Annotated in this window: 9 protein-coding genes; 4 read left to right on the forward strand and 5 right to left on the reverse strand. The window is 73.2% G+C overall.

The window, feature by feature from the left end; translation table 11 throughout:
* Nucleotides 1-93: 93 nt before the first annotated feature.
* The 3 genes from ACFWFR_RS11520 to ACFWFR_RS11530 are packed head-to-tail and all read right to left on the reverse strand — an operon-like array spanning nucleotide 94 to nucleotide 3,862.
* Nucleotides 94-1,050, reverse strand: a complete 957-nt coding sequence (locus ACFWFR_RS11520) for a MaoC/PaaZ C-terminal domain-containing protein (RefSeq protein ID WP_377623052.1) — start codon at nucleotides 1,048-1,050, stop codon at nucleotides 94-96.
* Complete coding sequence (locus ACFWFR_RS11525; RefSeq protein ID WP_377623053.1) at nucleotides 1,047-2,399, reverse strand: 3-oxoacyl-ACP reductase; 1,353 nt, start codon at nucleotides 2,397-2,399, stop codon at nucleotides 1,047-1,049. The genes ACFWFR_RS11520 and ACFWFR_RS11525 overlap by 4 nt, the downstream gene beginning before the upstream one ends.
* Nucleotides 2,400-2,410: 11 nt before the next feature.
* On the reverse strand, nucleotides 2,411-3,862 hold the full coding sequence (locus ACFWFR_RS11530; RefSeq protein WP_377623054.1) for an acetyl-CoA C-acetyltransferase: 1,452 nt from the start codon (nucleotides 3,860-3,862) through the stop codon (nucleotides 2,411-2,413).
* Nucleotides 3,863-4,094: 232 nt separating this feature from the next.
* On the opposite strand from ACFWFR_RS11530, the gene ACFWFR_RS11535 reads away from it, so the two are divergent.
* From ACFWFR_RS11535 to ACFWFR_RS11545, 3 genes are all read left to right on the forward strand, one after another.
* Entirely contained in the window at nucleotides 4,095-4,922 is an 828-nt protein-coding gene (locus ACFWFR_RS11535) for a TetR/AcrR family transcriptional regulator (protein ID WP_377623055.1), read from the forward strand.
* 37 nt (nucleotides 4,923-4,959) lie between these two features.
* A complete protein-coding gene (locus ACFWFR_RS11540; RefSeq protein WP_377623056.1) occupies nucleotides 4,960-7,146 on the forward strand; it encodes an acyl-CoA dehydrogenase in 2,187 nt (728 codons plus the stop codon).
* A gap of 360 nt (nucleotides 7,147-7,506) precedes the next feature.
* Nucleotides 7,507-8,244, forward strand: a complete 738-nt coding sequence (locus ACFWFR_RS11545; protein ID WP_377623057.1) for a GNAT family N-acetyltransferase — start codon at nucleotides 7,507-7,509, stop codon at nucleotides 8,242-8,244.
* Between the two features lie 158 nt (nucleotides 8,245-8,402).
* On the opposite strand, the gene ACFWFR_RS11550 is transcribed toward ACFWFR_RS11545, so the two are convergent.
* Both ACFWFR_RS11550 and ACFWFR_RS11555 read right to left on the reverse strand, forming a co-directional pair.
* Nucleotides 8,403-9,266, reverse strand: coding sequence for a phosphotransferase family protein (locus tag ACFWFR_RS11550; protein WP_377623058.1), 864 nt, complete (start codon nucleotides 9,264-9,266; stop codon nucleotides 8,403-8,405).
* A gap of 112 nt (nucleotides 9,267-9,378) precedes the next feature.
* The gene (locus ACFWFR_RS11555) at nucleotides 9,379-10,359 is read right to left on the reverse strand and encodes a DUF2599 domain-containing protein (protein ID WP_377623059.1); all 981 of its coding nucleotides are present in this window, start codon (nucleotides 10,357-10,359) and stop codon (nucleotides 9,379-9,381) included.
* A gap of 244 nt (nucleotides 10,360-10,603) precedes the next feature.
* Between ACFWFR_RS11555 and purL the strand changes: the two genes are divergently transcribed.
* Entirely contained in the window at nucleotides 10,604-12,988 is a 2,385-nt protein-coding gene (gene purL, locus ACFWFR_RS11560) for a phosphoribosylformylglycinamidine synthase subunit PurL (RefSeq protein ID WP_377623060.1), read from the forward strand.
* Nucleotides 12,989-13,045 lie beyond the last annotated feature (57 nt).

A 13,045-nucleotide genomic window follows, 5' to 3' on the forward strand; every position in this document is an offset into this window, starting at 1 on the left:
GATCTGACCCGATCAGGGGCATCTACTCACTTCTCCGCAGGAGCCGCGGCGACCGTCACTTCTCGGCAGGAGCCGCGGCGACCGCACGAGCGCTCAGCGCGGCGTGACCGTCCCGCTGAAGTGCCGCTTGCCGCTCTTCCCGTTCCAGCCCGCGTACGTGAACCCGCCCGGGTGAGCGCCGTCGTCGGGCACGCGGTGGATCGCGACCTGGACCGTGCCCGGCAGCAGGACCGGCTTCTCGAACTCGACCGTCCAGTCGTACGCGTCGCCGCGTGCCGCGCCGACCTCGGCCAGCGCCCGGGCGGCCGTGTACATGCCGTGCGCGATGGTCCGCGGGAAGCCGAACGCCTTGGCGCCCAGGACCGAGGTGTGGATGGGGTTGCGGTCGCCCGAGATCGCGCCGTACGCGCGCCCGACCCCGCTGCCGAGCTCCCAGCGCGCCGTCGGGAGCGGTGGCACGAACTCCTCGCGCGGCACCTCCTCGGCCGCCCGTTCGCCCGACGGCAGCCCGAACCCCTTGGCCAGGTACGTCGAGACGCCACGGTAGGCGAGCTCGCCCCCCGTGCTGACCTCGGTCACGAGGTCCACCTGGACCCCGCGCCGGTGCGCGCGCAGGTTCTCGGCGGACGCACGAACCTCGAGCACGTCCCCGACCTGCACGGGCAAGTGCACCGAGACCGCGTTGGATACGTGCACGAGCCCCAGCAGCGGCAGCGGGAAGTCGCCGCGCACCATGAGCGCGGTCGCGAGCGGGAACGCGAGCACGTGCAGGTACCCCGCGGGCAGGGTGTCGCACACGCGCTCGCCGATCAGCCGCTGGTAGTCGGTCAGGTGCTCGGTCACGCCCGACGTCGGGACGTCGGCGACGCGGTAGACGACGTCGGGCAGGACGACGTCACGCGTCCCGGGCAGGGCGCGCCCCACGGGGGAGCGCGTCACGGCGATCCGGCCCGACGACGCCACGCCCTTCGCGTACAGGCCGCCGAGCCCCGGCAGCGAGGGCAGCGTGACGAGGCGCGGGTTGCGGGTCTCGTGCGTGGCGGCCGTCACGCGCCCACCAGGCTCTGGCCGCACACGCGCAGCACCTGGCCGTTGACGCCGACCGCCGCAGGCGACGCGAGGAAGGCGATGGCCTCCGCGACGTCGATCGGCAGGCCGCCCTGCTGGAGCGAGGACACGCGGCGCGCCATCTCGCGCTGGACGAGCGGGATCGACGCCGTCATGTCGGTCTCGATGAACCCGGGCGCGACCGCGTTGGCCGAGCCGCCGAGCGGGGCCAGGAGGCGTGCCGTCGCGCGCGTGTGGCCGATGACCCCGGCCTTGGAGGCGCCGTAGTTCGTCTGGCCACGGTTGCCCGCGATGCCGCTCGTCGAGGCGAGCGAGACGATGTGCGGGGCCTCGGAGAAGCCGCTCGCGCCCAGCAGGTAGTCGTTGATGCGGAGCTGCGAGAGCAGGTTGACCGCGATCACGGCGTCCCACTTGTCGGGGGACATGTTGGCGAGGAGCTTGTCGCGCAGGATCCCGGCGTTGTGGACCAGGATGTGCAGACCGCCGTGGCGGGTCCGCGCGTGCTCGAGGATCCGTGCGCCCGCGTCGTCGGCCGTGACGTCGAGCTGCAGAGCCGTGCCCTTGATCTCGTTCGCGACCTTCGCGAGGGACTCGCCCGCCGCGGGGACGTCGACCACGACGACCGTCGCGCCGTCGCGGGCCAGCGTCCGGGCGATGGCCGCCCCGATCCCGCGGGCTGCGCCCGTCACGACCGCGACGCGCCCCGCGAGGGGGCGGTCCCAGTCGGGGGCCTCGGCGCTCGCGGCCGGGCCCACGTGCAGCAGCTGGCCGTCGACGAACGCCGACCTCGCCGAGAGGAAGAAGCGCAGCGTGGCCAGGGCGGAGGTGCTGTCGGGGGCTGTGCCGTCGGTGAGCTGGATGCCGTTGGCCGTGGCCCCCGCGCGCAGCTCCTTGGCGAGCGAGCGCAGGAACCCGTCGACGCCCTGGCGGGTCGCCGCGAGCAGGGGCGTGTCGTCGTCGGACGGTGCGCGCGAGACGGTCACGACGCGGCCGCCGGGCTCGAGCTGGCGCAGGTTCGCGCCCAGCTCGAGGACGGGGGCCGAGAAGTCAGCGGGGCTCGTCGCGCCCGTCAGGACGACGACGATCGCACCCCAGCGGGTCTCGGCGCCGTTCGCGTTCTGCCGCACGTCGAGGTCCCAGCCGAGCAGGGCCTGGGCGACCGCGGTGGTGTCGGCGGCCGAGCCGGGCTCGCCGATCACCAGCACGGGGCCGGGCACGAGCGGGTCGCCCGCGCGGTAGCGGCGCAGGACGGCGGGCCGGGGGAGGCCGAGCTTCTTGGCGAGCGTCTTGGTGAAGCCCGAGTTCACGGCGGACAGGTACTTGTCGGTCATGGCGGGTTCCCTCAGCTCTCGGTGCTCTGCGCAGGCGTGGTGGACAGGTCGTCGGCGCTCTCGATGATCGCGGCGAGGCCCAGGCCGCCGGCCGCGCAGATCGAGATGAGCGCGCGGGCGGGGCGACCGGTCTCGGAGGCCTTCTGCGCGACGAGCTTCGCCGCCGTGGCGACGATGCGCCCGCCCGTCGCGGCGAACGGGTGCCCTGCGGCGAGCGACGAACCGTTGACGTTGAGACGCGAGCGGTCGATCGACCCCAGGGCGCCGTCGAGGCCGAGCTCGGTGCGGCAGTAGTCGTCGTCCTCCCACGCGGCGAGCGTGGTCAGGACCGTCGAGGCGAAGGCCTCGTGGATCTCGTAGACGTCGAAGTCCTCGAGCGCGAGGCCGTTGCGGGCGAGCAGGCGGGGGACCGCGTGCGCCGGGGCCATGAGCAGGCCCTCGTGGCCGTGCACGTAGTCGACGGCGGCGGACTCGGCGTCGACCACGCGGGCCAGGACCGGCAGGTCGTGCTCGGCGGCCCACTCGCGCGAACCGAGCAGGACGACCGAGGCGCCGTCGGTCAGGGGGGTCGAGTTGCCGGCCGTCATGGTGGGGCCCACCGGCTGAGCGGGTCCGGCGTCTCCGCCCGCCGCGGCCCCGTGCGTGGGCGCGCTCGGCGTGAGGTGCTTGCCGAACACGGGCTTGAGGGACGCGAGCTTCTCGGCCGACGAGTCGGCGCGCATGTTCTGGTCCTGCGTGAGGCCGCGGAACGGGGTGACGAGGTCGTCGAAGAACCCGGCCTGCCACGCGGCGGCGAGGTTCAGGTGGCTGTTCAGCGCGACCTCGTCCTGCGCCTCGCGCGTGATGCCCCACGCGGCGGTCGTGATCGCCTGGTGCTCGCCCATCGACAGGCCCGTGCGGGGCTCGCCCGTGCTGGGCGTCGACGGCGCCAGGTCGCCGGGGCGCACCGAGGCGAACGCCTTGAGGCGCGCGCCCAGGGTCTTGGCGTGGCTGGCCTTGAGCAGCGCCTTGCGCAGCCCCTCGCTCACCGCGATGGGGGCGTCGGACACGGTGTCGGAGCCGCCCGCGACGCCCGACTCGATCTGCCCGAGGCGGATCTTGTTGGACACGGTGACGACGGCCTCGAGGCCCGTGGCGCACGCCTGCTGGAGGTCGAACGCCGGGGTCTGGGGCGAGAGCGACGAGCCCAGGACCGACTCGCGAACCAGGTTGAAGTCGCGCGAGTGCTTGAGCACCGCGCCGCCGACGACCTCGCCCAGGCGCTCGCCCTGGAGGCCGTAGCGGGCCACGAGCCCCTCGAGGGCGGCCGTGAACATGTCCTGGTTGCTGGCCCCTGTGTACTTCCCGCCGGCGCGTGCGAACGGGATGCGGTTGCCGCCCAGGACGTAGGCGTCGCGGAGGGCCGGGGGCTGCTGGGGGGAACTGGGCGTGGGGGTGGGCTGCTGCGTCTTCCGGATGGCCACTTCGGCTGCTCTCTCTCGCTTCGTTGCTGAGGATCTCGGACCGCGGGCGCGATCCACGCGGTGTCCAAGACCCACAGTACCTGATACTCTCGGTATCGTGAGGCGGGTCACACCCTTCACTCCCTGTGCCCGGCGTTCCCGCCAGGGCAGGACGCCGTCGTGAGGACCACTCGCGGACCGACGGACGGACGACCAGGGACGACACCGACGTCGGGCACCTCTGGAGGACTGTGTGATCAACGGCGACACGAACGGCAGGACCGGACGGCCTCGCTCCGCCGTGCTCCACCGTGCCCCCGGCCGCGCCCCCGCACCCGCTCCTGCTCCCGTCGTGGACGGACGCTCGACCCGCTGGGACGACCACCGCGCGATCCGTCGCGCCGAGCTCGTGCACGCGGCCCGCAAGGCCGTCCACAAGGGCGGACCGGGCGTCTCCATGGACGAGATCGCGGCGGCCTCGGGCACGTCCAAGTCGATCATCTACCGCTACTTCGAGGACAAGACCGGCCTGCAGATCGCGATCGGGGCGTCGGTCGTCGGGCAGATGCACGACGCCCTGACCCAGGCCGCCGAGTCCGCAGAGACACCGCGCCGGGCATTGCGCGCCATGGTCGGCGTGTACCTCGAGATGATCGCGAGCTCGCCCAACGTCTACTACTTCGTGACCCGCACGGGCGCCATCGCCGGCACCGACGGCACGGCCCGCACGGCCTCGGCGCCCCTCGCGGCGTTCCTCGACTCGGTGACCGAGCTCGTCGCCCAGCCCTTCACGCGCGCGGCCGACGTCACGCCCGCCGACGCCGCGGCCTGGGCCGCGGGCGCGGTCGGGTTCGTGCGCGGCGCGGGCGAGTGGTGGCTCGGCCACCACGACGACCCCGACACCCCGGACCGCGACGAGCTCACCGAGCGCGTCGCGGCCTGGCTGTGGGGCGGGCCCGTGGGCGTCATGGCCCGTGGCCGGGGCGTCACGACCGACGACGCCGCGACCGCGACCGGCGGCGCCCCCGGCGGCACCGCCGCCTCGGACGGAACCGCCGCCCCCTCCACCGACGACCTCTGATCCTTCTCATGGCTACCACCGGCACACAGGAGTCCCGATGACCACCACCTCTGACCGCACCGCAGCCCGCGACACCCAGCGGGGCGACGGCGCAGCGACCTCCACGTCCATCCCCGCCGCAGGCGTCACACCCCCGATGCCCGAGGGCGAGGTCCGCGTCGACGTGGCCGACCTCTCGCACCAGCTCCTGGGCCGGTGGGCCGACCTGCGTGCCAAGGCGCGCGCGACCGCGGGCGAGGAGCGGTTCCAGCGCATCGAGGGGCTCTCGCTCACCGAGCACCGCGAGCGCGTCATGGACCAGGTCAAGCAGCTCGTCGAGATCGGGCAGGTGCACCGCGGGTTCCCGACGCGCCTCGGCGGGCAGGACGACGCGGGCGGCAACCTCGCCGGGTTCGAGGAGCTCGTCGCCGCGGACCCCTCGCTCCAGATCAAGGCGGGCGTCCAGTGGGGCCTGTTCGCCGCGGCGATCCTGCACCTCGGCACGCCCGAGCAGCAGGACCGCCTGCTCCCGGCCGCGATGGACGCCTCGGTGCCCGGTGCGTTCGCCATGACCGAGACGGGGCACGGCTCGGACGTCGCCTCGATCGCGACGACCGCGACGTTCGACCCGGACACGCAGGAGTTCGTCGTCCACACCCCGTTCCGCGGGGCCTGGAAGGACTACCTCGGCAACGCGGCGGTCAACGGCACGGCGGCGGTCATCTTCGCGCAGCTCGTGACGAACGGCGTCAACCACGGCGTCCACGCGTTCTACGCGCCCATCCGCGAGACCACGCCCGACGGCGCCGCGGGGGCCTTTCTTCCCGGCGTCGGCGGGGAGGACGACGGGCTCAAGGGCGGGCTCAACGGGATCGACAACGGTCGCCTGCACTTCACGCACGTCCGCGTCCCGCGCGAGAACCTCCTCGCCCGTTACGGCCAGGTCGCCGAGGACGGCACGTACACCTCGCCGATCGACAGCCCCGGGCGTCGCTTCTTCACGATGCTCGGCTCGCTCGTCCAGGGCCGCGTATCGCTCGACGGTGCCGCCATCACGGCGTCGAAGCTGGGCCTCACGACCGCGGTGACCTACGGCAACCAGCGTCGCCAGTTCAACGCGGCCTCGCCCGTCGACGAGGTCGTGATCCTCGACTACGGCACGCACCAGCGCCGCCTGATCCCGCGCATCGCGCAGACCTACGCGATGCACTTCGCGCACGACCGCCTGCTCGACCTGTTCGACCTGGTGTTCTCGGGCGAGAACGACACCCCCGAGTCGCGCGAGGACCTCGAGACCATGGCGGCCTCGCTCAAGCCGATGAGCACGTGGTTCGCGCTCGACACGCTCCAGGAGGCCCGCGAGGCCTGCGGCGGCGCGGGGTTCCTCACGGAGAACCGGATCACGAGCCTGCGCGCCGACATGGACGTGTACGTGACGTTCGAGGGCGACAACACCGTGCTGCTCCAGCTCGTCGCCAAGCGCCTCCTGGCCGACTACGGCAAGGAGTTCAAGGACATCTCGCCCGGGCAGATGGCCCGGTTCGTGGTCGAGCAGGCCGCCGATGCCGCACTGCACCGCACGCCGCTCAAGCGGGCCGCCCAGACCATCGCGGACGTGGGCGACCCGCGCCGTGCGGCTGGGCACCTCAAGGACGTCGGCAACCAGCGCGAGCTGCTGACCGACCGCGTCGAGACCATGGTCGCCGACGTCGCGGCGGCGCTGCGCCCCGCGCAGAAGGCCACGCCGGAGAAGGCCGCCGAGCTCTTCAACGAGCACCAGCACGAGCTCATCGAGATGGCGAAGGCGCACGCCGACCTGCTGCACTGGGAGGCGTTCACGCAGGCCCTCGAGACCATCGAGGACGCGGGCACGCGCCAGGTCCTCACGTGGGTCCGTGACCTGTTCGGGCTCACGGTCATCGAGCGCAACCTCGCCTGGTACCTGATCAACGGGCGCCTGTCCGCGCAGCGTGCGCGCATCGTGACGGGCTACATCGACCGCCTCGTCGCGCGCCTGCGCCCCCACGCCCAGGACCTGGTCGACGCCTGGGGCTACGGCCCCGAGCACCTGCGCGCGAAGATCGCGTCGGGGGCCGAGCAGGTACGTCAGGACGAGGCGCGGGAGTACTACCGGCAGCTGCGGGCCAGCGGTGACGAGCCCGTGAGCGAGAAGTCGATCAAGGCGCGCGAGAAGGCTGCGGCCAAGGCGGCGGCACGAGGCGGGTCGAAGACCGCGAGGCGCTGACGGCGCACGGGGTCTGATTCCCGGCGCCGTCAGGGTCCGGGTTCCGTGCCGGTCCGGCCTCGGTGCCGAGCATGCGGTGGGCGTTCGAATCCTGCTGAATTCTGACGGCAACCGCATGGTCGACGGACGACAACCGTCTGTTCGGCGAACGCAGCAGCAGGTGCGGCACCAGCCGCACCGCACGAACGACCTCGGGGCCCGGCGGAGCGGTACCGCCGCCGAGGGAGCCAGGGACCCGTGGGTCCGGCGCGACGACCACCAGCCGTCGCGTCGGGCCTGCGGGTCCCTTCGTGCGTCCGGGGCATCTTCGGTCACGGGAATCCTGTTGACGCGCCTCGTGCACTCGGCCAGGCTGCACCGATGGCACCCGATTCCGCACCTGACCCGACGCGCGATCCCGCGGCCGACGCCCCCGACCAGGCTGCGCGCGGCACCGGGCGCCCGTCGCGCACAGAGCTCTGGCCCCCGTCCGGGCTGCGCGTCGTCTCGGGGGACCTGGAGCTGCGTCATCTCGACGAGGACCTGCTCTTCCAGCTCGCGGCGGTCGGTGGCGAGGGCATCCACGACGAGGGTTTCATGCCCTTCGTGTTCCCGTGGTCGCGCGGGTCGGCGGTCGAGGTCGGCCGCAGCATCCTGGCCTACCAGTGGGGTGCCGCGTCCCGGATCTCGCCCGCGTCCTGGGCGATCGAGCTGGCCGTGGTCCGCGGAGGCGAGGTGCTGGGCGTGCAGGCTCTCACGGCCTCGGACTTCGTGGTGACGCGCACTGCGGAGTCGGGCTCGTGGCTCGGGCGCAGGCACCAGGGGGCAGGCGTCGGTACGCTCGCTCGCCTCATGATCCTCGAGCTCCTCTTCACGGGGTTCGGCGCGCAGACGGCCACGACGTCGGCCTGGGAGGACAACGGTCCGTCGAACGGCGTCACGCGCAAGATCGGCTACCGGCCCAACGGCACGGCGACGCTCGCGCGCGAGGGCAAGCCCGCAGGCGACGTCCGGTACCGCCTCGACCGGGAGGACTGGGAGTCCCGCGCCGAGGCGTTGCGCCCCGAGGTGACGCTGCACGGCGTCGGGCCGGTCCGGGAGATGCTCGGGCTCGGCTGATGGCTGACGGTTGGCGCGCAGCACGGGGCTGTCGGCGCGAGCACGAGGTTGCGACCGGTCGAGCACGAGGTTCCGGTCGGAATCCGCCGGACAGCGACCGCAACCTCGTGCTCGGCACCCAGCGACGGCACCGAAGGCCGGCACAGAAGGCCGACCGGTCAGCCCGCCACGAGCTCCGCGAGCACCGACCTGGCCTCGGCCTCGAACCCCGGGTCGTCGTGCGCGACCGACCACGCGATGGTCGCGAGCGCCGAGAGCGCGACGTACGCGCGCAGCACGAGGTGATCCTCGTCGTCGGGCACGCGCCCGTAGCCCTCGAGGAACGCCGCCTCCAGCTCGGGGCGACCTCGCCACTCGCGCATCGTGAGCTTCTGCAGGTCCACGGCCCACGGCGAGGGCTCGGAGTGCGCGAAGTCGATCACGCGCACGTGCCCCGCCGCGTCGACCAGCCAGTTGCGCGGACCGTAGTCGCGGTGCGCGGGCACGAGCCGCACGGACCGTACGTCGGCTACAGGTGTCGCGACCTCGCGCAGCCGCACGAGGTCCGCCGCGTCGACGAGGTCGGCGTGCGCAGCGACCTTCTCGTCGAGCTCGGTGAGGAGGCGTTCGCCGTAGCCCTCGTCGGGCACGGCCGGGGCGCTCGCGTGCAGCCGCGCCAGCAGGGCGCCGGCCTGCCGGTGGACGTCCGGGTCGAGGGCCGCCGCACCGGCGGCCAGCGTCCCGGGCACGTGCGTCAGCACCAGCACGTGCGCGTCGACGTCGGCCGCGAGCAGCTGTCCGGCGTCGTCCTCCAGCACGGGGACGTACCGCCGCAGGGCCTCGACCTCGCGCTCCACGTTGCGCGCCGAGCGCTCCCACTTCACGACGACGTCACCCGCTCCCGTGCGCACGCGCGCCACGCGGGACTGGCCGTGGGGCCAGACCCATTCCTCGACGAGCCGGACCCCGCCGTGCCCGGTCGAGGCGGACCAGGCCGCGGCCGCGTCGAGCAGGAGCGAGGTGGGAGGCAGGTCGGAGAGCATCCGCCGATGCTAGGGCCCTCGGCGCCGAACACGAGGTTGCGACCGGTCGAGCACGAGGTTGCGGGCGGAATCCGCTGGATATCGTCCGCAACCTCGTGCTCGGCACCCAGGGCTACGACGTCGGGTTGCAGCGCGCCGCGACCGTCGCGAGGAACCCGACGTCGGGCCGCCACGGCTCGAGGTTCCAGGTCTTCTTGTCGGTCGCGCCCAGCGCGTGGCAGTCGAACTGGTCGCGCATGGTCGACGAGTCGGCCTCGGGCTCGCTCGCGACGAGCTGCGCCCACGCGGTCTCCTCGCCCACCAGGCCCGACTGTCGCGCCCACGGCGTCGGGTCCACCGCGAGCGAGCGCCCGCCCTCGCGGTTTCCCCAGGTCGCGCTGCGCACGCCCTGCGCCCCGAGCCAGGTCGTCACGGTCACGTCGTCGGGCGGGGTGCTCGCGGTGGTCCCCGCCGTGCCCGACGGCGTCACCCCCGCAGCCTTGACCCGCACCTCCGCGCGGGTCGGTGCCACGATCACGACTCCTGCGCGGAGCGTGGATCCGGACGGTTCCGTCGCCTCAGGCGCCGACAGGCCGCCGAGCGGCGTGCCCGCCGCGTCGAGCACGCTGATGCTGCCGTCGCCGTTGCGGAGCAGCGAACCGTCGGAGGGGGAGACGAGGTCGAGCGTCGCGGTGGCGGAGTCGTCAGCCGTGCCGGTCCCCGTGCCGTTGTCGCTGCCACCTTCGCCACCGCTTTCGGAGCCGGACCCCGTCCCGGCCGCCGGGGCCGAGAGCCCGAACGAGATCCTGCTCGACCCGTCCTCGTCGGGGGTCACGGTCTCTCCCTCGGTCCCGCCTGGCCCAGCCCCGACCGGCACCGACAGCAGCAGCTCGATCCCGTCGGCCGTGAGCGCGTGCGTCGTCATGGCCGACTCAGGGGGCTCGGCCGTCTCGGCCTCCGCGGCGTCGCCCGACGTGCCCCCCTCGGCAGGCGAGGACGACCCGGGGACGGAAGCGGCGCCGTCGGGCCCGGTGCAGCCCACCAGCAGGCAGGCCACCAGCGCCGCCCCGACGAGGGCGGGGCGCGAACGGGGGCGGCGAACGGTCGAGGTCACCGTGCGAGGCTAACCCCGCCGCAGCCCCGCCCCCCCCGCGCACCCGGTCCTCACCGCGCGAGGCGAGCGCATCCGCGCAGCCCACGGGCCTACCCGCACCTCCAGGAACGCGTTCGTGGACGCCCGACCGCGCCGCCCCCAACCCCCGGTAAACTGGCCGCACCTGTGCAGCCCCGTGCCGGTCGCCTCCCCGATGACTCGCTCGTCGAAACGCGCCGGCTGGCACGCCACCCCGAGGGATTCGATGACCGCCCCCAGCAACGCCCCGACGCCCGCCGCAGCGACCTCCGAGCACCGGCCGCACCTCGACACGGTCGAGCGCGCAGCCGCCACCCCCGACGAGGCGCAGCCCTTCGCGGAGCTCGGCCTCAAGCCGGACGAGTACCAGCGCATCCGCGACATCCTCGGGCGACGCCCCACGGCTGCCGAGCTCGCGATGTACTCCGTCATGTGGTCGGAGCACTGCTCCTACAAGTCGTCCAAGGTGCACCTGAGCACGTTCGGCAAGAAGACGACCGACGAGATGAAGAAGCACCTCCTCGTCGGCATCGGCGAGAACGCGGGCGTCGTCGACATCGGTGACGGCTGGGCCGTGACGTTCAAGGTCGAGTCCCACAACCACCCGAGCTTCGTCGAGCCCTACCAGGGTGCCGCGACGGGCGTCGGCGGGATCGTCCGCGACATCATCTCGATGGGCGCGCGTCCCGTGGCCGTCATGGACCAGCTCCGCTTCGGCGCGGTCGACCACCCGGACACGGCGCGCGTCGTGCACGGCGTCGTGTCGGGCGTCGGCGGCTACGGCAACTCCCTCGGCCTGCCGAACATCGGTGGCGAGCTCGTCTTCGACTCCTCGTACCAGGGCAACCCCCTCGTCAACGCGCTGTGCATCGGCGTGCTGCGCCACGAGGACATCCACCTCGCCAACGCCTCGGGCGTGGGCAACAAGGTCGTCCTGTTCGGTGCGCGCACCGGCGGCGACGGCATCGGTGGCGCCTCGATCCTCGCGTCCGAGACCTTCGAGGACGGCGTGCCCGCCAAGCGCCCCTCGGTCCAGGTCGGCGACCCCTTCATGGAGAAGGTCCTCATCGAGTGCTGCCTCGAGCTCTACGCGGCACGCGTCGTCGAGGGCATCCAGGACCTCGGCGCGGCCGGGATCTCGTGCGCCACGTCGGAGCTCGCGTCCAACGGTGACGGCGGCATGCACGTCGAGCTCGACTCGGTCCTGCTGCGCGACCCGTCGCTCAACGCGGGCGAGATCCTCATGTCGGAGTCGCAGGAGCGCATGATGGCCGTCGTCGCTCCCGACAAGCTCGACGAGTTCCTCGCGATCACGGGCAAGTGGGACGTCGAGACCTCGGTCATCGGCGAGGTCACCGGTACCGGTCGCCTCACGATCGACCACCAGGGCGAGCGCATCGTCGACGTGGACCCCAAGTCCGTGGCGCACGAGGGCCCCACCTACCACCGCCCCTACGCGCGCCCCACGTGGATGGACGGCCTCAACGCGGACAGCATCTCGACGGGTGAGGGCGCCGCGCGATTCGCTCGTCCCGAGACGGCCGACGAGCTCCGCGCGACCGCGCTGCGCCTGCTCGGCTCGCCCAACCTCGCGTCCAAGGAGTGGGTCACCAACCAGTACGACCGCTTCGTCCAGGGCAACACGGCCCTCGCCCAGCCCGACGACGGCGGCGTGATCCGCGTCGACGAGACCACGGGCCTCGGGGTCGCGCTCGCGACCGACGCCAACGGCCGCTACGCCAAGCTCGACCCGCGCACGGGCGCCCAGCTCGCGCTCGCCGAGGCGTACCGCAACGTCGCCACGACCGGCGCGCGCCCGCTCGCCATCACCGACTGCCTCAACTTCGGCTCGCCCGAGGACCCCGACTCCATGTGGCAGCTCGTCGAGGCCATCGAAGGCCTGGCCGACGCGTGCCAGACCCTCGGCGTCCCCGTCACGGGCGGCAACGTCTCGCTCTACAACGGCACGGGAGAGCCCGGGCAGATCGACTCGTCGATCCACCCGACGCCGGTCGTCGGCGTCCTCGGCGTGCTCGACGACGTCGCGCACGCCACCGGGTCCGGCTGGCGCGAGGCGGGGGAGGCCATCTACCTCCTCGGCACGACCCGCGCGGAGCTCGACGGTTCCGCATGGGCCGACGTCGTCCACCAGCACCTCGGCGGCGTTCCCCCGCAGCTCGACCTCGCGGCCGAGCGCGCCCTGGCCGAGGTCCTCGTCAACGCGAGCCGCGACCACCTGGTCTCCGCCGCGCACGACCTCTCCGAGGGTGGCCTGGTCCAGGGCCTGCTCGAGGCGTCGCTGCGGTTCGGGACCGGCGCCAAGGTGTCGATCGACGCCCTCGCGACCCGCGACGGTGTGACCCCGTTCGAGGCCCTGTTCTCCGAGTCCACGGCCCGCGCGCTCGTCGCCGTGCCGCGCAGCGAGGAGACCAAGCTCGTCGACGCGTGCGTCGCCCGCGGCGTGCCCGTCCTCAAGATCGGCGAGACCGGCACCGAGCCGGCCGAGGTCGCCGAGACCGGTGAGTCGCTCGAGATCGAGGGCATCTTCACGATCCCGCTGAGCGAGGCCGACCAGGTCTTCCGCGCGACGCTGCCGGGGATCTTCGGCTAGTCGTCCGACCCGAGGGGCGAGTGCACGGTCTTCGCGACCGTGCGCTCGCCCTTTGTG

Origin of the sequence: Oerskovia sp. NPDC060287, from assembly GCF_042726775.1 — a bacterium.
Taxonomy (GTDB): domain Bacteria; phylum Actinomycetota; class Actinomycetes; order Actinomycetales; family Cellulomonadaceae; genus Oerskovia; species Oerskovia merdavium.